General features: G+C 36.8%; 21 protein-coding genes and 1 tRNA gene. 16 read left to right on the forward strand and 6 right to left on the reverse strand.

Annotated elements, in window-relative coordinates:
• Positions 1–140 precede the first annotated feature (140 nt).
• Entirely contained in the window at positions 141–470 is a 330-nt protein-coding gene (locus tag ACKGJN_RS12315; RefSeq protein ID WP_409539820.1) for a hypothetical protein, read from the forward strand.
• Between the two features lie 13 nt (positions 471–483).
• On the opposite strand, the gene mltG is transcribed toward ACKGJN_RS12315, so the two are convergent.
• Genes mltG through dapF form a run of 3 tightly spaced genes read right to left on the reverse strand, consistent with a single transcriptional unit; the run spans position 484 to position 2,829 of the window.
• On the reverse strand, positions 484–1,527 hold the full coding sequence (gene mltG / locus ACKGJN_RS12320; RefSeq protein ID WP_409539821.1) for an endolytic transglycosylase MltG: 1,044 nt from the start codon (positions 1,525–1,527) through the stop codon (positions 484–486).
• Positions 1,517–2,047, reverse strand: coding sequence for a GNAT family N-acetyltransferase (locus tag ACKGJN_RS12325; RefSeq protein ID WP_409539822.1), 531 nt, complete (start codon positions 2,045–2,047; stop codon positions 1,517–1,519). Before ACKGJN_RS12325 ends, mltG begins: the two co-directional genes overlap by 11 nt.
• The gene (dapF, locus tag ACKGJN_RS12330; RefSeq protein ID WP_409539823.1) at positions 2,041–2,829 is read right to left on the reverse strand and encodes a diaminopimelate epimerase; all 789 of its coding nucleotides are present in this window, start codon (positions 2,827–2,829) and stop codon (positions 2,041–2,043) included. The genes ACKGJN_RS12325 and dapF overlap by 7 nt, the downstream gene beginning before the upstream one ends.
• A 111-nt stretch (positions 2,830–2,940) precedes the next feature.
• On the opposite strand from dapF, the gene ACKGJN_RS12335 reads away from it, so the two are divergent.
• The 9 genes from ACKGJN_RS12335 to ACKGJN_RS12375 all read left to right on the forward strand — a co-directional run bounded on the left by ACKGJN_RS12335 (position 2,941) and on the right by ACKGJN_RS12375 (position 14,633).
• Positions 2,941–4,344 (forward strand): S1C family serine protease, encoded by a 1,404-nt coding sequence (locus ACKGJN_RS12335; protein WP_409539825.1) that lies wholly within the window; start codon positions 2,941–2,943, stop codon positions 4,342–4,344.
• Positions 4,345–4,474: 130 nt separating this feature from the next.
• Entirely contained in the window at positions 4,475–5,923 is a 1,449-nt protein-coding gene (locus ACKGJN_RS12340; RefSeq protein ID WP_409539827.1) for a glyceraldehyde-3-phosphate dehydrogenase, read from the forward strand.
• Positions 5,924–6,157: 234 nt separating this feature from the next.
• Positions 6,158–6,742, forward strand: a complete 585-nt coding sequence (locus tag ACKGJN_RS12345) for a hypothetical protein (RefSeq protein ID WP_409539828.1) — start codon at positions 6,158–6,160, stop codon at positions 6,740–6,742.
• A 73-nt stretch (positions 6,743–6,815) separates the two neighbouring features.
• Positions 6,816–7,496, forward strand: a complete 681-nt coding sequence (gene trmD / locus ACKGJN_RS12350) for a tRNA (guanosine(37)-N1)-methyltransferase TrmD (protein WP_409539830.1) — start codon at positions 6,816–6,818, stop codon at positions 7,494–7,496.
• Between the two features lie 135 nt (positions 7,497–7,631).
• Entirely contained in the window at positions 7,632–7,982 is a 351-nt protein-coding gene (gene rplS / locus ACKGJN_RS12355; RefSeq protein ID WP_409539831.1) for a 50S ribosomal protein L19, read from the forward strand.
• A gap of 691 nt (positions 7,983–8,673) precedes the next feature.
• Positions 8,674–10,896, forward strand: a complete 2,223-nt coding sequence (locus tag ACKGJN_RS12360) for an NADP-dependent isocitrate dehydrogenase (protein WP_409539832.1) — start codon at positions 8,674–8,676, stop codon at positions 10,894–10,896.
• A gap of 285 nt (positions 10,897–11,181) precedes the next feature.
• Positions 11,182–13,545, forward strand: coding sequence for a TonB-dependent receptor (locus ACKGJN_RS12365; protein ID WP_409539833.1), 2,364 nt, complete (start codon positions 11,182–11,184; stop codon positions 13,543–13,545).
• A 4-nt stretch (positions 13,546–13,549) separates the two neighbouring features.
• Entirely contained in the window at positions 13,550–14,359 is an 810-nt protein-coding gene (locus tag ACKGJN_RS12370; RefSeq protein ID WP_409539834.1) for a DUF4249 domain-containing protein, read from the forward strand.
• 52 nt (positions 14,360–14,411) lie between these two features.
• Positions 14,412–14,633, forward strand: a complete 222-nt coding sequence (locus ACKGJN_RS12375; RefSeq protein WP_409539836.1) for a DUF6095 family protein — start codon at positions 14,412–14,414, stop codon at positions 14,631–14,633.
• A 120-nt stretch (positions 14,634–14,753) separates the two neighbouring features.
• On the opposite strand, the gene ACKGJN_RS12380 is transcribed toward ACKGJN_RS12375, so the two are convergent.
• Together ACKGJN_RS12380 and ACKGJN_RS12385 are read right to left on the reverse strand one after the other, a co-directional pair.
• Positions 14,754–14,826, reverse strand: a tRNA-Gly gene (locus tag ACKGJN_RS12380).
• 47 nt (positions 14,827–14,873) lie between these two features.
• Entirely contained in the window at positions 14,874–15,326 is a 453-nt protein-coding gene (locus tag ACKGJN_RS12385) for a GNAT family N-acetyltransferase (RefSeq protein WP_409539837.1), read from the reverse strand.
• A 213-nt stretch (positions 15,327–15,539) separates the two neighbouring features.
• Here ACKGJN_RS12385 and ACKGJN_RS12390 point away from each other — a divergent pair, with 213 nt between their 5' ends.
• From ACKGJN_RS12390 to ACKGJN_RS12405, 4 genes are read left to right on the forward strand one after another with little or no spacing between them, the layout of a single operon-like run.
• Complete coding sequence (locus tag ACKGJN_RS12390) at positions 15,540–16,091, forward strand: ClpP family protease (protein ID WP_409539838.1); 552 nt, start codon at positions 15,540–15,542, stop codon at positions 16,089–16,091.
• Positions 16,092–16,097: 6 nt separating this feature from the next.
• Positions 16,098–16,388 (forward strand): GNAT family N-acetyltransferase, encoded by a 291-nt coding sequence (locus tag ACKGJN_RS12395; protein ID WP_409539839.1) that lies wholly within the window; start codon positions 16,098–16,100, stop codon positions 16,386–16,388.
• Positions 16,389–16,402: 14 nt separating this feature from the next.
• Complete coding sequence (locus tag ACKGJN_RS12400) at positions 16,403–16,897, forward strand: GNAT family N-acetyltransferase (protein WP_409539840.1); 495 nt, start codon at positions 16,403–16,405, stop codon at positions 16,895–16,897.
• Positions 16,872–18,518, forward strand: a complete 1,647-nt coding sequence (locus ACKGJN_RS12405) for a L,D-transpeptidase family protein (RefSeq protein WP_409539841.1) — start codon at positions 16,872–16,874, stop codon at positions 18,516–18,518. The genes ACKGJN_RS12400 and ACKGJN_RS12405 overlap by 26 nt, the downstream gene beginning before the upstream one ends.
• On the opposite strand, the gene ACKGJN_RS12410 is transcribed toward ACKGJN_RS12405, so the two are convergent.
• Positions 18,515–19,252 carry a murein L,D-transpeptidase catalytic domain family protein gene (locus tag ACKGJN_RS12410; protein ID WP_409539842.1) on the reverse strand — a complete coding sequence of 246 codons (738 nt, stop codon included), beginning with the start codon at positions 19,250–19,252 and terminating at the stop codon, positions 18,515–18,517. The genes ACKGJN_RS12405 and ACKGJN_RS12410 overlap by 4 nt on opposite strands.
• Before the next feature lie 407 nt (positions 19,253–19,659).
• Here ACKGJN_RS12410 and gpmI point away from each other — a divergent pair, with 407 nt between their 5' ends.
• Both gpmI and ACKGJN_RS12420 read left to right on the forward strand, forming a co-directional pair.
• Positions 19,660–21,177: a 2,3-bisphosphoglycerate-independent phosphoglycerate mutase gene (gene gpmI, locus ACKGJN_RS12415; RefSeq protein WP_409539843.1), complete on the forward strand. Its 1,518-nt coding sequence runs from the start codon at positions 19,660–19,662 to the stop codon at positions 21,175–21,177.
• Between the two features lie 13 nt (positions 21,178–21,190).
• Positions 21,191–21,760 (forward strand): thioredoxin family protein, encoded by a 570-nt coding sequence (locus ACKGJN_RS12420; RefSeq protein WP_409539844.1) that lies wholly within the window; start codon positions 21,191–21,193, stop codon positions 21,758–21,760.
• Positions 21,761–21,801 lie beyond the last annotated feature (41 nt).

A 21,801-nucleotide genomic window follows, 5' to 3' on the forward strand; every position in this document is an offset into this window, starting at 1 on the left:
CCTGGTTCCTGATATTATTTTCGATTTCCTTGTGCTGTAACGCGCAATTTTATGAATTTGAAAAAGAAAACTATTTTTTCGTTAGTACCGGAGTTGATCTCCGGAATGCTGTTTACCGGGGCACAGTAAATTCCCGGGCGTTGGATATAGTATTTGGAATGGGTGCCAGAACGGGGAATTTTCAGGCTGAAGCCTGGTATGAGTCTTTTACAAGAATTAAATACGGAGCCTTTGGTATGAACCTGAATTATGTTTTTCGGCCGGAAAGAAGATGGGTTCCAATGGCAGGGATGGAGCTGGGATTTATAAGAAGACCAAAACATATCCATCCTTCTTTGGCTTTTATTGCACAATTGGATTATAATTTCTCCAGATTTTTTGTTTTCATAAGAGGTCAGGGAAAACTTCGTACCGACCTGGAACATCTTACCAAAGGATCTGTTTATGGAGGAATAGGTTACAAATTCTGAATTCTAATAAGCCTTACCTTTTCACTCCCTGTTTATTGATCCAGCGAATATAAGCCTGCTTGTTGCGGTTGTGCTGAGCTAAATTTTCCGCAAATTTATGATAACCGAAATTTTCAACATCTGCCACGAAAAAGAAGTATTTGTGTTTTTCATAATTTAAAACCGCATCTATAGAAGAAATATCCGGCATCGCAATAGGTCCGGGAGGCAATTCTTTATACAAATATGTATTGTACGGGGAGTCTATGGTAAGATCTTTATATAAAACCCTTTTAATTACGGTGTCAAAATTTTGTGATTTCTTCTTAATCGCAAATATCACAGTAGGATCTGCATCGAGTTTCCAACCATTTTTATACCGGTTCATATAAACCCCGGCAACTTTGGCCCGTTCGTCTACTTTAGCGGTTTCCTTTTGAACTATAGAAGCGATCACTGTAACTTCATTTGGTGTGAGGTTGATTTCTGCAGCTTTACTCAATCGCTCGGGAGTCCAGAATCTGTTGTACTCCTTCAGCATTCTGTCCCGAAATCCTTCAGCTGAAGTATTCCAGAAAAATTCATATTGATTTGGAATATACATCGCCAGAGCGGTTTCAGCATTAAAATTATTCTGTTTCAAAAATGCTTCATCTTTCATCATCTTCAAAATCGAACTGCTGTCTGCCTCAATCTGATTGGATATTCTACCTGCAAGATTTTCCAGGCGTTCCTGATTATTGTAAACAACCCGAACTGGTTTGTTGCCACTTCTTAAAACATTTATAATTTGATTGTTGTTCATGTTCTTATCAAGAATATACTTCCCCGCCTTTACATTTTGTGCATAATCCTTTTTTTGGGCAACTACATCAAATGCAGAAAGATCTTTTAAAAGAGGCTTTAAACTATCCATAACTGTAGCATAGGAAGCTCCTGTAGGAATATATACCGTGCTGGTATCATTTTTAAAACTTGTATTGGGAGAGAAAATGTAATTGTAGATATTATAACTAAAAACACCTAACACAACAAGTCCAAGAATGGCAATAACAATAAGAATTTTTTTAATGTACATTGTTTATTAATTGGTATAAGATCTCATCTTTGAATTTTCCGTTTACCAGGATCCAGTCTTTTTTGATTCCTACCTTCCGGAAATTATTTTTTTCGAATAAATTGATACTCGGCTGATTGTCTGCTGTTACACCTGAATACAACTGGTGAATCCCCAAATGACTGAAACAATAATCGGCGATCAAAGAAAGCGCTTCAGCTCCATAACCCTTACCCCTGTTTGATTCATCAACAATAAGAATTCCAAGTGCTGCCCTTCTATCTTTTGGTTCAAGATCAAAAACATCGATTAACCCAACAGGTTCTTGATCATTACTACAAATCATAAGCCGCAATTGTTTCACTTCATAAATATCCCTGTGTGAGTTCTGAAGATATTTTTTTATTAAATATCGGGAATAAGGAACTTTGGTAGCACTTATCTCCCAAAATTCCTCTGTATTTTCTACCTCGAAAATAAAATCGAGGTCTTCAGGTTCCAGTGCCCTTAGATAAATTTTTTCTCCTTTTAAGGTCAACATTTTATTTCGCCTTTAAAAACATTTTCTGTTGGCCCTGTGAGCCAGATATTATGATAGCCACTTTCAGACTTTTCAAATGAAACTTCCAATTTTCCGCCGGGAGTTTCCAGATAAATGATGGTAGACTTTGTTTTTCCAATGGCATTTACGGCCAGTGCAACTGCAGTTACCCCTGTTCCGCAGGAATAAGTTTCATCCTCTACTCCCCGCTCATAGGTTCTTACCAAAAAGGATTCGGCGCCTGTTTGCTGAACAAAATTCACATTTGTTCCACCATCACTTTCATATTTTTCGGAATAACGGATTTTCGATCCATCCTTTTTTACATCAATATCGCCAACATTATCAGAAAAAATGATTTTGTGGGGTGAACCCGTATCCAGAAAGAGCTCATTTTCATTTAGATCCTCTGCATTAACATCCATCATTTTTAAACTGACCTTTCCATCATTTATAAACGCCTGATGCTGCCCGTCAATAGCATTAAATATAGTTTCAGAACCTATCATCCCAAGATGATTTGCAAATGCGACAATACATCTGCCACCATTTCCGCACATACTGCTTTGATTCCCGTCTGCATTAAAATAAACCATCTTAAAATCCTCATTTTCAACATGGGACGACTCCAGCAAAATCAAACCATCTGCTCCAATTCCAAACCTGCGGTGACATAAATGATGTATGAGATTGGTATTATTTTTGGGGAATATATCTCCCCGGTTATCTATCATTATAAAATCGTTTCCTGTTCCGTGGAATTTGTGAAAGTTAACCATCATAAATTTGAAATTGGTGCTTGTAAAGATACAATAATATGAAGAAATTAACTCTTGAAAAGCACAGGTTCCAGACACAGAAGAAGAGAGATATAAATTAAATACAAACTTAAAATGAAAAAATTCGCGACTTTATTAAGTGTTTCTGTCTTAGGCGGCATTATGACATTGGGTTCATATAAATTATTCGTTGAGGAAGGGGATTTTTTGGATCCTGAAGAACAACGAATTGAAGCTCCCAGCAACCGGGTCCTTCCGGTTTCAAACAATACTGCTATTTATGGCACCAATGCCGATTTTACCGAGGCTGCTGAGAAAACTGTAAATGCGGTTGTTCACGTAAAAAATGTAGCGATTTTTGATCAACCAAGAAGTGTCTGGGAGCAATATTACCGGGGCGGAACTTCAGGAAAAGCAATTCAGGGCGCGGGATCCGGCGTAATTATAACTCCCGATGGCTATATAGTCACCAATAATCATGTGATTAAGGATGCTAATGAAATTGAGGTTACCCTCAACAATAATAAAACATATAAAGCAACAGTTATTGGTACCGACTCCAAAGCCGATATCTCCCTTATTAAAATAGATGCCACCGATCTTGCATATATTCCGTTTGGAAATTCCAATAATATGAAAATTGGGGAATGGGTATTGGCCGTGGGAAATCCTTTTAATTTAACTTCCACCGTTACAGCGGGGATTGTAAGTGCAAAAGCACGGGATTTAAACGCCGGAGATGGATCACCACAATCATTTATTCAAACCGATGCTGCCATTAATCCGGGAAATAGCGGTGGTGCTTTGGTAAATATCAATGGAGAACTTATTGGTATAAATACCGCTATAACCTCTCAAACCGGGAGTTATATAGGATATGGTTTTGCGGTGCCTTCCAACAATGCACGGAAAATCGTGGAAGATCTTATCGAGTTTGGAAATGTACAACAGGGAATTTTAGGAATTCGTGGAGAGGATGTAAGCCCTCCAATTTCACAAAAATTTGAGCTCAATGTTTCTCAGGGCGTTTATGTGCATGATGTAGATTCGGGAAGTGGAGCCGCAGTCTCCGGAATTAAAACAGGAGATGTTATAAGACAAATTGACAATATCGAGGTAAGAAAAATGTCCGATCTTACTGGATATATCAATACAAAAAGACCGGATGATGTGGTTGAGGTAAAAATTATAAGAAACGGAAAAGAGCGCTCGCTGAAAGTTCCCTTAACCAAATATGAAACATATGTAATAAAACCAATAGGACTTGAAGTAGCAAATGCCTCTAAAGCCGAACTTAATAATTTCAAAATACAAAGTGGCGTTAAAATAATAAGGACGCTTTCCAAGGATAAACAATCCCAGGCTTTGGTAGGAATTATTATAACCAGGCTTGATGATCAAAAAGTTTCAGATGTTTCTGATGTAGAAAAGATCTTAAACAAGAAAGATTCATCGGAACCCATAAGTGTAACATTTGTAAATGCTCAGGGCGAAGAACAAACCTATATCTGGAGGTAATTTTTTGAAAAGTATAAAGACCCCCATTGTTTAAAAAACAACGGGGGTCTTTTTTTTATAAAATACTTTACGAAAACGATTGAATTCTATACTTTTGCCGCGTTTTAAAACATGAACCTAAAATATAAAAATGGGATTTAACGAAGTTTACGAAAAGGAACTTGCCTTTCAAGCCGATCGCAGACGTGCATCGGTTGAATTTATTAAAATTGTAAGTGATTTATGGTATGATAAGTCGATTGAACTGGTCCTTTTCAGGAATCAATTGATTAACCTTAATGTAAGTGACATTTTAAACCTTCATGAATATGCAGGTGAATTTGTTCAAAAACCTATTTCCATTTTTGATTCTGTTGAGATCGCCCAGGCTATAAAAAATCTTGACCTCCCTCCTGCCAAACTGGACATTGGAAAATTAACCTACGAGTATCACATTGAGGATGTAGATTACAATAACGCCACCGCTTTTATATCGAAAAAACTCAAAGATGCAAAGGAAAATCAGGAAGTGAAACCCAAGGATGTTGTGCTTTATGGCTTTGGTAGAATTGGCAGATTACTCGCTCGGGAATTGATGACCCGCACGGGAAAAGGGAACCAAATGAGACTAAGAGCCATCGTTACAAGAGGCTCAATAGATGCTAATGTTCTGGAAAAAAGAGCTTCTCTTCTAAAAAATGATTCGGTACATGGAGATTTCTCAGGCACAGTTTCCATAGACGAAGAAAATTCAGCATTGATAATTAATGGAACTACCGTACATATGATCTCCGCGAACAATCCGGAAGAAATAGATTATACAACATACGGCATCAACGATGCACTTGTTATAGACAACACAGGTGCGTTTAGAGATAAGGAAGAATTAAGCAGGCATCTTAAAAGCAATGGTGCTTCCAAAGTTTTATTAACGGCTCCGGGAAAAGGGATTCCAAATATAGTTCACGGGGTAAATCATAAAGAGTATAATCCGGATACCGAGGATATTTTCTCTGCAGCTTCCTGTACCACAAACGCTATAGTTCCTGTGCTTAAAGCCATAGAAGACACCCTTGGAGTAGTTCATGGGCATCTGGAGACTATTCATGCATATACCAATGATCAAAACCTTGTAGACAATATGCACAGCAAATACCGAAGAGGCCGTGCTGCGGGGCTGAATATGGTGATTACGGAGACCGGCGCAGGAAAAGCGATAGCGAAAACTTTGCCCGTTTTTGAAGGCAAACTTAGCTCCAATGCAATACGGGTTCCTGTTCCCAACGGCTCCCTCGCAATACTGAATTTACAGGTAGAGAACCCAACATCTGTCAACGATGTGAATGATATTTTGAAAAAATATGCGCTGGAAGGTGATTTGGTAGAACAAATTAAATATTCCATTGATAATGAACTGGTGTCTACAGATATTGTAGGGTCTTCCCAACCTTCCATTTTTGACAGCAAAGCAACTATTGTTTCAAATAAGGGTGAAAATATTATTTTATATGTGTGGTATGATAATGAATATGGGTACAGCCAGCAAGTTATACGACTTGCAAAATACATTTCCAAAGTAAGACGTTATACCTATTATTAGAACAATCAAATTGCACCTTTTTAATAGTCCGTCATTTGATGGGCTATTTTTTTTCTGAATAATGAAAGATCAAAATTTGGTATTCATAAAATGAAGGGGGATTTCTATGTATCCTACTTTCAAATAATAAACTATTTTTGAAATATAATTTAGATTCATAGCAGAAATACCATTTTTCGGCAATAAGTTTTTTTCCTTTGCGTTTTTAAGTTAATTTAACCCAAAAGCATACCAATGAACAAACCATTAATTTTAAGTATTTTATTACTTGCGTTTAACTTCAGTCTTAATGCCCAGGACTTTAACAGTGGTGAAAGCCCGGTTGAAGAGGAATTCACGAACCTTATCGAGAAGTCAAATGACTACCAGGGTTTTAAAGTGGTGGATTATAATGAACTAATCACCTTAAAGAAAAATACTTCTGAGTTTATTTCCAAATTAAATGACGAGATAACTACCCAACAAAATACTATAGATCAACATCAACAGGAAATTTCAGAATTAAAATCGGAATTGGAAACTACCCGGCAAAATCTTGAAAAAGTAACTGCAGAGAAAGATGCAATTACATTTTTAGGAGTCCCTTTCAGCAAAAGTGGATATATGTCATTAATGTGGGGAATAATTACAGTGCTTATTATCGCTTTGGTGTTTTTTATCTTCAGATTTAAGAAAGGCCATGCTCAAACTTCAGAAGCACGCCGAAATCTATCGGCTACCGAAAAGGAATTTGAAGTTTATCGTACAAAAGCACTTGAAAAGGAACAACGTTTAGGCAGACTTCTTCAGGATGAGCGAAATAAAGCCAGTGACAAATAAGCATCCAGGTATTATTGCGAAACTATTATTATAAAGATATTCGCATCTTTGGAAAATAAATTTTTACAGAAAAATGCGAATAGATATTATTACAGTAGTTCCTGATATATTAACCAGTCCGTTTGAAGTCTCTATTTTAAAAAGAGCGATTGAAAAAGGTTTGGTTGAAATTCACCTGCACAATCTTAGGGATTATGTAACCGACAATTACAAGCAAATTGATGATTATCAATTTGGAGGCGGCGCGGGAATGGTGATGATGATAGAACCTATTGATAAATGCATCTCCGCTTTAAAGTCAGAAAGGAATTATGATGAGATCATTTATATGACACCAGATGGGGAACGTTTTAATCAAAGGATGGCCAATTCCCTCTCTCTAAAGGAAAATATCATCATACTTTGCGGACACTACAAAGGTGTAGACCAAAGGGTTCGGGATCATTTTATAACCAGGGAAATTTCCATTGGAGACTATGTGTTATCCGGCGGCGAGCTTGCAGCAGCCGTGGTTTGTGATTCCATAATACGATTGATCCCCGGGGTATTGGGAAATGAAACTTCTGCTTTAACCGATTCCTTTCAGGATGACCTGCTGGCACCACCTGTATACACAAGGCCAGCCGAATATAAAGGATGGAAGGTTCCTGAGATTTTAACCTCCGGGAATTTTCCGAAAATAGAAACCTGGAGAGAGGAACAATCTTATTTAAGAACAAAAAAGCTGCGCCCGGATCTTCTTGGTGAATATTAAACCCTCAATGAGGTATTAAATAATTTTCTTGCTTGTTTATACCATTAAATTTCATAATTTTGCACTCGTTTCTGAATCAACCTCTGGCGAAATCCGTGAATGTTGGTTTAGACCAGCTATTTAAAATATCAAATTATGGAAGCGTTAATTAAATTCGTTCAAGACGAGTTCGTTACTAAAAAAGATTTTCCTGAATTTTCTGCCGGTGACACCATCACTGTTTACTATGAAATTAAGGAGGGAGCAAAAACCCGTACTCAGTTTTTTAGAGGGGTAGTTATTCAGGTTAAAGGAACAGGAAATTCAAAAACATTTACCATTAGAAAAATAAGTGGTACTGTTGGAGTGGAACGTATATTCCCTGTAAATATGCCAGCCTTACAAAAAGTTGAAATCAATAAGCGTGGTGCTGTAAGAAGAGCACGTATTTATTATTTCAGAGGACTTACAGGTAAAAAAGCCCGTATCAAGGAAGAAAGAAGATAATACTTCATTCCTCAAAAATTTAAAAGCCCCTTTTTGGGGCTTTTTCAATGGATATAATCCAAGTAAAAATATAGTGTTTTCCCCTAAAACACTTCCAAACAGAAATTCAAATCACAAGAAATCAAATACAAGAAACTGGTTATCAAAAAGTTAAAGTCATTGATATATTAATTTTCTTGTTGTAAATTGAAGTGTTCTTAAAACTTTTACGGAATGATACGATGATTTCCGGAGTTTTAATGAATGTAAAGCAATATACTTTACCACGGTTTTTATCTTTTAGAAATGAATCTTTTGCACACAAAAATCATTCAGAGCGATAAAGACCAATTTGATATAATTTGGGTGCGTTTGTAAACAAATTGTATCATGTGAACTAATGCACGTATTAAGTTCTATTAACAGACTTATATAGATTTTAAAAGATCTTGCGGTAAAGCTTTAGTTCATCAGAAGCCATTTCAATATACAATGTATGTTGAAATGGCTTTTTATTTAAATATTTCCCAAAACCATTCCAGTTCCAGGTTCCCAGACTATGATAAAAGATTGAAAAATCTTATCTTCGCGACACAAAGTATTGAGACATTCTTCATACCTTTTATAGCTTTCATCAAATATCAGGACTTATTTTATTAAATGCATGATTTTTAAAATTTTGTCCCTAACAACGTAAAACAAAATACACGATATGACACAGCGATCTAAAATTTATTACACCAAAACTGATGAAGCGCCAATGCTGGCTACTTTTTCTTTTTTACCAATAGTAAGAAGCTTTACAGACACCTCAAATATTGATGTTGAACCCACTGACATTTCTTTAGCTGCAAGAATTCTGGCTAATTTTGCTGATTATCTTCCCAAAGAACAACAAGTTCCTGATGCCTTGAAGATGTTGGGAGACCTTGTTAAAAATCCCGAAGCGAATATCATTAAATTACCGAATATCAGTGCTTCCGAGCCACAATTGGAAGCTGCCATAAAAGAACTTCAGGCAAAAGGATTTGATTTACCAAATTACCCCGGTGAACCTAAAGATGAAAAGGAAAAAGACATCAAAAAAAGGTACGATAAAGTAAAAGGAAGCGCTGTAAACCCTGTATTAAGGGAAGGTAATTCTGACCGAAGGGCACCAAAAGCCGTAAAGAATTACGCAAAAGAAAATCCGCATTCTATGGGCGCCTGGGATCCTAATTCCAAAACCCATGTTTCCACAATGAGCGAAGGAGATTTTTACACAAATGAAAAATCACTCACCCTGGAAGCTGCAGATAGCATCAAAATAGAACTTGAAAGCACTTCAGGAAAAAAGACTTTATTAAAGGAAAATCTGGATCTTTTAAAAGGAGAAATTATCGATGCAACTGTGATGAGCAAAAATTCACTTATCAAATTCCTTGAAGCCCAAATAAAGGATGCCAAAGAAAAGGATGTTCTTTTCTCGTTGCATATGAAAGCCACCATGATGAAGGTTTCAGATCCCATCATTTTTGGACATGCTGTAAAGGTTTATTTCAAAGATATTTTTGAAAAATACGGCCAAACCCTGGAAGAGGCTGGTGTTAATGTAAACAGTGGACTGGGAGATTTATTGAATGCTTTACCAAAATTACCTTCGGAGAAAAGAAAGGAAATTGAAACCGATTTAAAAAACGGTTTCGATAAAGGACCCGATCTTGCCATGGTAGATTCTGATAAAGGAATAACCAATTTACATGTTCCCAGTGATGTAATTATTGATGCTTCTATGCCTGCCATGATAAGAACCTCCGGACAAATGTGGAATGCCAAAGGAAAGCAGCAGGATACCAAAGCGGTAATTCCGGATAGCAGTTATGCCGGGGTTTATGATAAAACAATCGAGTTTTGCAAAAAGAATGGGGCCTTTGATCCCACCACTATGGGTACAGTTCCAAATGTAGGTTTGATGGCTCAAAAGGCTGAAGAATACGGATCACATGATAAAACATTCGAAATTCAGGAAGACGGAGTTGTTCGCGTAATAAATTCAAACGGAAAAATCCTTATTGAACATAAAGTTGAAACAGGGGATATCTGGAGAATGTGCCAAACCAAAGATGCACCTGTACAGGACTGGGTAAACCTAGCAGTAACCAGAGCAAGAACCTCAGGAATGCCAACGATATTTTGGTTGGATGAAAAACGCAGCCATGATGCCGAGATCATTAAAAAAGTAAACTCATATTTAAGTCCGCTCGATACCTCAGGCCTGGACCTTCAGATTATGAACCCGGAAGATGCCACTGAATACACATTAAAACGCGTAAAGGAAGGAAAAGATACCATATCTGTAACCGGAAACGTATTGCGTGATTATTTAACAGACCTATTTCCTATCCTTGAATTGGGAACCAGTGCGAAAATGCTTTCTATAGTGCCACTTATGGCCGGCGGGGGATTATTTGAAACAGGTGCCGGAGGATCTGCCCCAAAACACATTCAGCAGTTTCTTAAGGAAGGTCATTTACGATGGGATTCGTTAGGAGAATTTTTGGCCCTTGCAGTTTCTTTGGAGCATTTAGGCGAAAAACTAAACAATAAAAAAGCCTTGATCCTTTCTGAAACTCTAGACCAGGCTACAGAAGAATTCCTTAGAAACGATAAATCACCTTCGCGTAAGGTAAATGAACTGGACAATAGGGGAAGTCACTTTTACCTGGCACTTTATTGGGCACAAGGTCTTGCTAAACAGGATAAGGATGCCGAATTGAAAAAACACTTTACGGAAATCGCTGAAAAATTGTCTTCCAATGAAGAAAAAATATTAAAGGACCTCATAAATGCCCAAGGGAAACCGGTAGATATTAATGGATATTATTATCCTAAAGAAGATCTTACCAGTAAAGCGATGAGACCAAGCACAACATTAAATGAAATTTTAGGGTATTAAACCACTTTCTAAGAATGAATTTAAGGCCGGGTCTTTCATGATTCCGGTCTTTATTTTTTCTGGCTAAAGGCTGGGGAATATTTTACTTTTGTTGAATCATATTAAGTATATGGATCAATTCAGCAAAATTAAAAATCCTGATCTTATCAATCAGGCTATGGCAAAAAAATAGATTATTTCTCAGCTGCTTATAAATGGAAAAAACTTTGAATGAACTATTCTTAAAATTGGGTTTAGGTTTTTTATAAACCCCCATCTGCCGTATATTTAAACAAAAATTCAAGCTTGAATAAATTTCTTTCCCTGGTGTTCCTATTGTTTTTTTTAGTAACAAATGCTCAGGATAAACTGGTTCTAAATGGTGTGGTAAAAGATGCATCCAGCAATGAAACCCTATACGGCGTAAATATATTACTGCCAACTTTAAATACCGGAACGATAACAAATGAATATGGGTTCTATTCCATTAGACTGCCCAATGGCACACACCAACTTAAAATTTCATATCTGGGTTACCAGGAATTGGTTACAGAAGTTACTATTGAAGAAAACCAAACACTGAATTTTGATTTAACTCCAACTTCCGAATATCTGGATGAAGTTGTATTGACCGAGGATATTGAACGTTTAAATATCAAAAAACCGGAAATGAGTGTCAATAAACTCGATATAAATACAATTCAAAAGCTGCCTGTGGTATTTGGAGAAGTAGATGTTGTAAAATCCTTATTATTACTGCCCGGGGTTTCCAATGCCGGGGAAGGATCTTCCGGATTTAACGTTCGGGGTGGAGCTGTAGATCAAAATTTGATCTTACTGGATGAAGCAACCATTTATAATGCCTCCCATTTATTCGGATTATTTTCGGTTTTTAACCCGGATGCTATCAAGAATTTGAAGCTGTACAAAGGTGGGATTCCTGCCAAATACGGAGGCAGAGTATCTTCTGTTCTGGAAATCTACCAAAAAGACGGAAACAGCAAAAAGTTTGAAGCCAATGGCGGAATAGGTGTTATTTCAAGCCGTTTATTGGCGCAGGGACCTATTATTAAAGATAAAGGTTCTTTTCTTGTAGGTGGAAGAAGCTCCTATGCGCACCTGTTTCTTAAACTTACCGACAATCCAAATTCTGCCTATTTCTATGATTTGAACACTAAATTGAGCTATAGGATTGATAAGAGCAATAGTATTTTATTCTCAGGATACTTTGGCAGGGACGTATTTAACATCAATGAAAGTTTTAAAAACACTTACGGGAATGCCGTTTTTAATTTACGCTGGAATCACGTTTTAACCAATGATATTTTCACCAATCTATCTGTTATCTACAGCGATTATTATTATGGATTAACTCTCGATTTCGTTGAATTTAACTGGAACAGCGGAATAAAAAACCTGAATCTGAAATACGATTTCAATCACTATTTAAATGAAACTATCAATTTTGATTATGGAGTTCATTCTACCTATTATGAATTCAATCCTGGAGAAATCGAACCCAGCACAGAAAGTTCGGGGATAAATAGTTTTAACCTTACCAAAAAATATGCGTTTGAAAATGCGGTCTATTTTTCTGTAGAACATAAAATATCAGAAAACTTCTCGGCTGTATACGGCCTTAGGTACAGTACATTTCTTAGGTTAGGACAAAAGGAACTCAATTTATATGAAAATGATCAGGCCGTTATCTTCAATGAGGATTTTGGCATCTACGAAGAAGCCAATCCAATTGGCAGCAAGGAGCTTTCCAAAAACAGTATAGAGCGATCCTTTGGGAACCTGGAACCAAGATTGGCACTGGCGTATAGCTTTAACGATTTCCAGTCGGTGAAAGCCAGTTACAACAGAATGAGCCAGTATTTACATCTCATCACTAACACCAGCTCCCCTACTCCTTTAGATATTTGGGCTCCCAGCGGGAAATACATCAAACCTCAGTTATTGGATCAGGTTGCCCTGGGATATTTTCAAAATTTCAATAATGAAAAATATTCATTGGAGCTGGAGGGATTTTATAAGTTCATTAAAAAGCGATTGGATTATATAGACGGCGCGAATTTAGTTGCCAATAATGCCATTGAACAGGCTATTCTTCCTGGTACTGCCCGTGCATATGGTTTGGAATTATTGCTTCGGAAAAATACAGGTCGGTTTACAGGATGGCTGGCTTATACCCTGTCCAGATCTGAACAAAGAACTCCGGGAAGAACTCCAGAGGAATCTGGGTTAAATAACGGCAACTGGTATAGTACAGGATATGATAAACCACATGATATTTCATTTACTGGAAGCTATGAGATTTCTGAAAAATGGCAAATAAATACCAATTTCGTATATCAAACAGGGCTGCCTACAACCTATCCCACAGGCCAATATAGATTTGAAAATTTAAACATTCCAGTATATTCTCCAAGAAATAGCAATAGGTTGCCGGCATACCATCGGTTAGATATTTCAGCGACTTATATACCCAAAAGGAAAACCAAAAATTTCGAATCCTCATGGAATTTCGGCATCTACAATGTGTACAATAGGATGAATGCTGTGTCATTAAGTTTCAGAAAGAATGAAGATTCAGGAAATAATGAGGCCGTAAGATTGTCATTGTTCGGAATAATTCCCTCGGTCACTTATAATTTTAAATTTTAAAGCTATGCCAAATTTAAAAATCCCTATGCTACTGTTAATTCTCCTTGGAATCTATTCCTGTGAAGAAGTAGTAGATGTAGACCTGGAAGAATCTGAACCAAGGTTGGTAGTGGAAGCATCTATCCTTTGGAAAAAAGAGTCCACAGGAAATTTTCAAATAATCCGGTTAACCACAACAGCTCCATTTTTTGCTGATTCCACTCCACCGGCAGAAGGAGCCGAAGTTTCAGTAAAATCTGAAAATGGAATTCTTTATGTTTTTGAGGAACTGGAACCTGGGTTTTACATTAATGATGTTTTTGAACCTGAACTTAACAGGTCCTATAATTTGGAAATAATTTATAACGACGAAGTTTATACCGCAACTGAATCTTTGATGCCAGTAAGTTCCCTGGAATATGTGGAACAGTCAACAGGTGGAGGATTTGGAGGGGAGGATATAGAATTGAGGGCTTATTATAATGACCCTCCGGATGTTAAGAATTATTACTTCTTTAGATTTTTATTTGAGGATCTTTCTATTCAAATCTCGGAGGATGAATTCACCGATGGAAATTTAACTTTTGCATATTTTTCAAATGAAAATCTGGTTCCTGGAGAAGATGTTGAATTCGAAATCCAGGGAAGCTCAAAAAGATTCTATGAGTATATGTTCATATTACGATCACAAGCCGGCACAAATGGTGGAGGCCCTTTTCAAACCCAACCTACAACTGTTAGGGGAAACATTATAAATACAACCAATTCTGAAAATTTCGCATTTGGATATTTCCGGTTATCAGAAACCGATTTCCTATCTTATACAATTCAGTAAAACTGTCTTTTTATACATTTTATCCTAACTTTTAATTTCTGAAACTCAAAAAATGAAACATACTAATAAAGAATTGCTGGGAAAAGGATTGAGATACCTTGCCGGAGCGCTCCCCTTGATAATAATAGGACCTTCAGTGTTATATACCGCCTTTAACAACCGGGAGCATCCATTATACATTGCGGTTCTTATTTTAGGGCTTCTGGCGTGTGCAGGGGCTATCTTTTTAATGTTCAAAGGAATTGGCACCTTGATGAAATCATTATTTGACTGATCACTGAAATAATGCTTCAAATTAAGCTTTTGCACTTCATATAATTGCGGTAAAACGAATTCATTCTTTTTAAAATTAAGTCAAAAAAAAATCCCCATTTTTCAATGAGGATTTTTTTTGAGCGGGAGACCGGGTTCGAACCGGCGACATTCAGCTTGGAAGGCTGACGCTCTACCAACTGAGCTACTCCCGCAAGGACACTGCAAATATAACCGTTAAATTTTTTAACTTCCAAAAAAATTATAGCTTTTTTAAAAAATGATAGCCCTTGATCACATAACCATGATTCATATAAAATTTGTGCGATTTAAAATTTTGCACGTAACTATTTAGTTCTGAAGTCTCACAGCCTTTTTTTCTGGAATAATCAAAGATGAATTCGAATATTAGTTTCCCAAATCCACGATTCTGATATTCAGATTTAATAAAAACATGGTCCGGTTCACAGGATTTTCCGGCGTAATGACGTGTCATAAACCAAAGTCCGAAAACACCTATTAACTCTGCCCCTAAATACACCCCAAAACACTCATAATTTTGATCAAACATCTCCAAAAAACGAGCTTTAAGCAGTGCTTCATCTGTTTGAAAATCACCAAGTTCCATCACAAATGGTAGTACCAGATTTAGGTCTTTTTTTAAAATCTTGTTAAATGCCAATTCCATCCTAGGGTTTTCTGCGAAAATAGTCATAATTTTAGCTATTCAAATAATTTATAATTAACACACCTGTTACAAGCGTATAATTAAAATTTGATTTGCAAAAAGACTGATTCAAATGCACAGTAAACAGGTCAATAATAAAATAAAAATTACTATGAAATGAGCATAACGGAAACAAAATACAAACACCGATGAAGATATGCGAATTACATACGACCAATTAAAAACAATAAAAAATTACTTATGAAAGTTAAATCCGGAAAAGCCCAAGACCTTATAGATACTAAATTTTTAGAAGATCGCAGAATATTTTTATGGGGCGAAGTGGACAGTAAAACGGCAAAACATGTTGTAGAGCATTTATTATACTTAGATTCTGAATCGGATAAGGAAATCCAGTTTTTCATAAATAGCCCGGGAGGTTTTGTAACCGACGGTTTTGCTATGTATGACACCATGGTTTCTTTGAAAAGCCCGGTTTCAACTATTTGTTCCGGCCTGGCAGCATCTATGGGCTCTATTCTTCTTTCAGGAGGAACCAAAGGACGAAGGTTTATTCAACCTATGGCAAAAGTGATGATTCATCAGCCAAGTGGAGGAGCACGAGGACAGGCTTCCAATATTGAAATTCAGGCAGCCGAAATTTTAAAGATCAGGGATTTAAGCGCTAAAATACTTGCGGAAAATTGTGGACAGAGCATCGAGAAAGTTTTAAAAGACTTCAACCGGGATTATTGGATGGATGCAGAAGAATCCATAAAATATGGAATTGTGGATGGCATTTTTAAAAATTAAAAACTGATGAGTCGGGAAATCAAACATAAAGAAAATTCCAACAGGGGAATGATCTACATGGAAGATGAATCTGGCATTACTTCAGAACTCACTTATACAAAAAAGGATAAAGGGATTTTAATCATTGACTATACTCAAACCAGAAAATCATTGGAAGGAAGAGGATTGGCATCCATTCTTGTTAAATACAGCGTGGAATTTGCCCGTAAAAACAATTATAAGATCGATCCTTTGTGTCCTTTTGCCGAAGTTCAATTCGATTTAAACAGGGATTTTCGGGATGTGCTGGTTAAATAAAATTCAATTTTAAATTGAGCAGCGCTGTAAAGATCCGAAGGATACCGGCTTCTGAAACCTACGCGGTTCGTCAACCGGTTTTACGCCCTGGTAGACCTTTGTTGGAATGCATTTTTGAAGGAGATTTATCCCCGGAAACCTTGCATCTTGGATACTTTTTTGATGAAGATTTAAAAGGAGTTGCTAGTTTTATGAAAAAGCAAAATCCTATGTTTTTTCAGCCATTTCAATACCAATTAAGAGGAATGGCTGTTTTACCAAATTTTAAAGGTAAAGGCATAGGTGCTGCCTTATTAAAAGCAGGGGAAGCGGAACTACAAAAACTTGATGCTTCCGTATTTTTATGGTTTAATGCCCGTAATTATGCCGTCGGTTTTTATAAAAAATTTGGATATCAAACCAAAGGAACAGAATTTGAGGTTCCTGGAGTATGCCCCCATATTGTAATGTTTCAGCAACTAGGTGAAGAAGAAATTATTGATCATGAAACTTTCATTCCTCATAAATAGATGGATCCTTATATCAGGACTAATTTTTCTGATAATATCGGTATGTGGATGCAGGATGGAAAGTAAGGAAGAGCAGGATTTTTCAGAAGATCTAAGAAACGGAATTGTGATCTCCATGGGTTCTTCCAAGGAACTCGAACCAATACTTTATGATGCAACAAATGTTCGGTTATTCAATAAAGATTCGGTGACCGCATTTTATCTTGCGCGCGACTTCAAGCCGGCCTGGACCCATATCAATTTCAGAAATTCACTTATTGACACCTTAAAATCTGCTCATTCTCAAGGTCTCTACTTCAAGGATTACCATGGAGAAGAACTGGAGAAACGACTTCTGCAAGTAGCCAACCTTGATGAAAAGCAGTTGAGTGAATTGGATATGTTACTTACAGATGCTTTTTTTAAATTCATGGATCATTTATATAATGGGAAAGTTGATCCTAAAAGTTTGCATAGAATATGGGATGTTCCCAAAAAACAGCCTGACAAACTAAAACTTCTGGAAGAGGCTGTAAAAGAAAACAACCTCGAACTTGCTCTAAGCCAATTAAGGCCGGTTCATCCTGTATATAAAGGCTTAATAGCTGCCGAGAAAGAATACCGGGGGCTTAAAGAAGATGCTGAAAATCTTAAGAAGATTAAGCAAGGAGCGATGATAAAACCCGGAAAGCAGGATCAACGTCTGCAGGAAATTCAATTCCGACTTTTACATCTGGGCTATTTAAATTCCCTTAAAATAGGCGGCTCGCTCTACGATACTGAAACAGTTGATGCAATAAAACAAATCCAGAAAGATAATGGGCTTTTGGCAGATGGAATAATTGGGAATAAAACCATTGACCTTCTCAATAAAGGCTATGACGATCGTTATGACCAAATCCTGGTCAATCTCGAAAGATGGAGATGGTTTCCGCGGGACTTGGGGTCGCATTATATTCTCGTTAATATCGCCAATTTCAGGCTTCAGGTTGTAAGAGAAAAGGATACTATTAGCACCCATAAAACCATAGTTGGCAGAGTGTCCCGGAAAACACCAATATTTTCAGAAGAAATCGATCATCTTATATTTAATCCCAGTTGGGCAATTCCCCCAACGATCAAGAATGTAGATGTGATCCCCGGAATTCGAAAAAATCCAAATTACCTAAGAAACAAAAACATCCAGGTTTATAATAGTAGAGGAGAGAAACTGGATCCTTCAACAATAGACTGGACGAAAAATGAAGTAAGATCTTTTAGCTACAGGCAACCACCGGGAAGCTCTAATCCCCTGGGAAGAGTGAAAATCATGTTTCCCAACAGGTATTTGGTATATCTTCATGACACTCCATCTCAATCCATATTCGACCAGAATTCAAGAGCACAAAGTTCAGGTTGCGTGCGGGTAGAAAATGCCATTTATTTGTCTAAATACCTACTGCAGGACCAGCCCAATTATACTTCAGAAGTAATAGATTCCATTATTAAAAGGGGGAGCATCAAAAGGATTGATATGAAACAAAAGGTTAATATCCATCATTTTTACTGGACGGCATGGCGGGAAACTGGAGAAACAATTTTTACAGACGATATTTATAATTATGACGATGCTATTCTAAACGCCTTAAGAAAGGCATCCTAAGCCTTGATCATTTCAGATTTTTCAGCATAATTCTTATCGGAAGAATGAATGTATAAAACCGATTTATCTTTAATCACATCGATAATTTCCTGGGTTAATCCGGTTGGTAAAGCAGGGCAGCCGTAACTTCTCCCCAACCTTCCTACATTGCTAATAAATTCTGGGTTTGCATATTTTGCTCCGTGAACTACAACATAGCGATCACGCGCATTGGAATTAAACTTCTCCTCCATACCATCAATGAACATAGAATACCCGTTTCCACCGTAATAAGTTTCGGCGGTCACAAAAAATCCCAGTGAGCTTTGTAAAGAATTTACAGTATTGGAAAATTTGGTAGCAAACTCCCCACCGGTATTTTTACCGTGAGCAACAAGGTTATGAAAAAGCACTTTATTATTTTTCATATCAAGAACCCACATTCTTTTTTTGGTAGAAGAAAGACTAAAATCTATAATAGTAAGAATTTCTTTTTCGAAAAGTTTTTTATCTGAAAGTTTATAATATCCCATCATTCCGTTTTTAAAACTTTTAAGGTTGGGAACGTTGGGGTTATTTTCCACAAAAACATCATACAATTGATTGATTTCCACATCAAGTGTACTATTTTCTTTTGTAGTTTTAAGAAGGGTTTCCGTTATTACCGGAATTTCAGAATTGTTATGACCGTCTGTGGTAGTGTAGGCAAAAGAGGCAGTTAAAACGGCAATCACGGTTAAAATCTTATAGGTCATATTTGGGAAAAAATTTAATTATTTGTTAATTAACTGCAAAGAGGATACCAACTTACAAAAAATTAATTTCACACTGACCCCTGATTAAAAACAAATTCATTTTAAATCCACTATGGATGTTAAATATTAGAAATCAGGGATTTAAATAAAAAGTTCTTTCAGCTAACCTAATAAGAACGAGCATAATTTTATTTTATTTCTTTAATTAGATGAAAATTTCAGGAATTTGTAATGCAAAATATTTTTTAACAATTTTAAGTTTCCATAATAATTTGGACCGAAAGGAATGGAAGAAAAAAGAGCAGCTTTCAAAAGCTATGAAAAATGGCTATTGACAAAAGAATTATCAAGGTTATTAATTACTGCAAATTATAGTTTATATATTTACAGCTTATAAAAATATTGATATGGATAAGAAAGTGATATTATTGATTTTAGATGGATGGGGAATCACTCAGGACCCAAAAGTTTCTGCGATTGCACAGGCCAATACTCCTTATTTTGATTATTTGATGAAAACCTATCCCAACGCCCAACTTCTTACCCATGGTAAAAATGTTGGTTTGCCAGATGGACAGATGGGAAATAGTGAAGTTGGACATATGAATCTGGGTGCGGGCCGTATAGTTTACCAGGATTTGGCAAAAATAAATATGGCTGTAGAGAATAACAGCCTAATCAATGAACCTATCCTGGAACAAGCATTTAATTATGCGGTTCAAAACAATAAACCCATCCACTTTATGGGACTACTAAGCGATGGTGGCGTGCACTCGCACATCGATCATTTAAAAGGTTTATTAACCGCTGCATCCGAATTTGGGGTAAAAGAGAAATATGTTCATGCCTTTACAGATGGTCGGGATGTTGATCCAAATTCCGGTAAAGGATTTGTTGCAGAATTAGAGGAACATTTAAATAAAACCGGAAGCAAATTAGCCAGTGTTATAGGTAGGTATTTTGCAATGGATCGTGATAAGCGCTGGGAACGTATACAAAAAGCGTATGATTTGATAGTTTCAGGAAAAGGTAAAAAAACCCAAAATGCGCTGGAAGCTATTCAGGAAAGTTACGATAATAAGGCAACCGATGAATTTATAGAACCTATTGTACTCACCAAAGAGGATGGAACCCCGGTTGCTACCTTAAAAAATGATGAAGTGGTGATCTTTTTTAATTTTAGAACCGATCGCGGAAGACAACTTACCCAGGTACTTACTCAGGAAGATTTGCCGGAATTCAACATGAAAAAGCTGCCCTTATATTTTGTAACACTTACAAAATATGATGACACGTTCACAAATATCAATACTGTTTTCAAAAAAGATAATATAAAAACCACTTTAGGAGAGGTATTGGAATATATGGGGAAAACCCAAATTAGAATTGCGGAAACAGAAAAATATCCACACGTAACCTTTTTCTTTTCAGGCGGAAGGGAAAAGCCATTTAAAGGTGAAAAACGAATCATGTGCAGTTCTCCCAAAGTAGCAACTTATGACATGCAACCTGAAATGAGCGCTAATGAAATCGTGGAGAAGATCGTTCCGGAAATAAAATCACAGGCGGCCGATTTTATTTGTCTGAATTTTGCCAATCCGGATATGGTAGGCCATACAGGAGATTTCCAGGCCGCAGTCAAGGCTGTGGAAGCGGTAGATAAGTGCACCAAGGAGGTTGTGGAAGCGGCAATTGAAAATGATTATAGCGTATTGGTTATTGCCGATCACGGAAATAGTGAAATGATGATAAACCCGGATGGGTCTGCCAATACTGCCCACACAACAAACCCGGTTCCCCTTATATTGGTAGACAAGGATGTGAAATCTATCCAAAGCGGTAACTTAGGAGACGTTGCACCGACTATTTTAAAACTGATGGGAATTACCAAACCCGAACTAATGACACAACATCCATTAATTTAAAAATGAAATGAAAATGAGTTTATACCTTCTAATCCTGGCTTTTATCACCTCTTGTGGAAACATCAATGACACCGCCAAAACCGATGAAATGAAATCTGAAAAAGTTTTGGTTCTGTCTGAAATTGAAGATGACTTTGAAAATCAAACAATGTTGATTGGAAAATTCATCAAGGAGGATCTTCAACAAGCTCCGTATGCCCGATGGTTTAACGATGGATACACCAATTTCAATCCTTCCGAAGAAGCCATGGAAACTATCAAAAATAACATTTCAGAATATGAAATAATGGCATTTATGGGAACCTGGTGTGTAGACAGCCGAAGGGAAGTTCCCAAACTATATAAGATTCTGGACGAAGCAGGTTATGATCTTTCAAAACTTACATTTATAGGTGTCGACAGAAATAAAGTAACTCCGGAGAAAACCGAGGCTGACTGGGATCTTCACCGGGTACCTACCTTGATTTTCATGAAAGATGGCAAGGAAGTCAATCGTTTTGTCGAATATCCAAGAGCTTCCATTGAAGAAGACATTGCTAACATAGTTAGTGGACAGGAATATAATAATTCGTATATTAATTAATTCTATTCACTTAAAAATCAAAGCTCTAAAAATAGTGTAAC

It is taken from the genome of Gillisia xinjiangensis (assembly GCF_046298265.1).
In the GTDB taxonomy this organism is placed as follows: Bacteria; Bacteroidota; Bacteroidia; order Flavobacteriales; family Flavobacteriaceae; genus Gillisia; species Gillisia xinjiangensis.

Coding starts and splice junctions, on each gene's coding strand:
- ACKGJN_RS12420 (WP_409539844.1), top strand. CDS start 21,191: ATGAGTTTATACCTTCTAATCCTGGCTTTTATCACCTCTTGTGGAAAC.
- rplS (WP_409539831.1), top strand. CDS start 7,632: ATGGAAGCGTTAATTAAATTCGTTCAAGACGAGTTCGTTACTAAAAAA.
- ACKGJN_RS12410 (WP_409539842.1), bottom strand. CDS start 19,252: ATGACCTATAAGATTTTAACCGTGATTGCCGTTTTAACTGCCTCTTTT.
- ACKGJN_RS12390 (WP_409539838.1), top strand. CDS start 15,540: ATGAAAGTTAAATCCGGAAAAGCCCAAGACCTTATAGATACTAAATTT.
- ACKGJN_RS12405 (WP_409539841.1), top strand. CDS start 16,872: ATGAAACTTTCATTCCTCATAAATAGATGGATCCTTATATCAGGACTA.
- gpmI (WP_409539843.1), top strand. CDS start 19,660: ATGGATAAGAAAGTGATATTATTGATTTTAGATGGATGGGGAATCACT.
- ACKGJN_RS12360 (WP_409539832.1), top strand. CDS start 8,674: ATGACACAGCGATCTAAAATTTATTACACCAAAACTGATGAAGCGCCA.
- mltG (WP_409539821.1), bottom strand. CDS start 1,527: ATGTACATTAAAAAAATTCTTATTGTTATTGCCATTCTTGGACTTGTT.
- ACKGJN_RS12335 (WP_409539825.1), top strand. CDS start 2,941: ATGAAAAAATTCGCGACTTTATTAAGTGTTTCTGTCTTAGGCGGCATT.
- ACKGJN_RS12325 (WP_409539822.1), bottom strand. CDS start 2,047: ATGTTGACCTTAAAAGGAGAAAAAATTTATCTAAGGGCACTGGAACCT.
- ACKGJN_RS12370 (WP_409539834.1), top strand. CDS start 13,550: ATGCCAAATTTAAAAATCCCTATGCTACTGTTAATTCTCCTTGGAATC.
- trmD (WP_409539830.1), top strand. CDS start 6,816: ATGCGAATAGATATTATTACAGTAGTTCCTGATATATTAACCAGTCCG.
- ACKGJN_RS12385 (WP_409539837.1), bottom strand. CDS start 15,326: ATGACTATTTTCGCAGAAAACCCTAGGATGGAATTGGCATTTAACAAG.
- ACKGJN_RS12340 (WP_409539827.1), top strand. CDS start 4,475: ATGGGATTTAACGAAGTTTACGAAAAGGAACTTGCCTTTCAAGCCGAT.
- ACKGJN_RS12345 (WP_409539828.1), top strand. CDS start 6,158: ATGAACAAACCATTAATTTTAAGTATTTTATTACTTGCGTTTAACTTC.
- dapF (WP_409539823.1), bottom strand. CDS start 2,829: ATGATGGTTAACTTTCACAAATTCCACGGAACAGGAAACGATTTTATA.
- ACKGJN_RS12395 (WP_409539839.1), top strand. CDS start 16,098: ATGAGTCGGGAAATCAAACATAAAGAAAATTCCAACAGGGGAATGATC.
- ACKGJN_RS12375 (WP_409539836.1), top strand. CDS start 14,412: ATGAAACATACTAATAAAGAATTGCTGGGAAAAGGATTGAGATACCTT.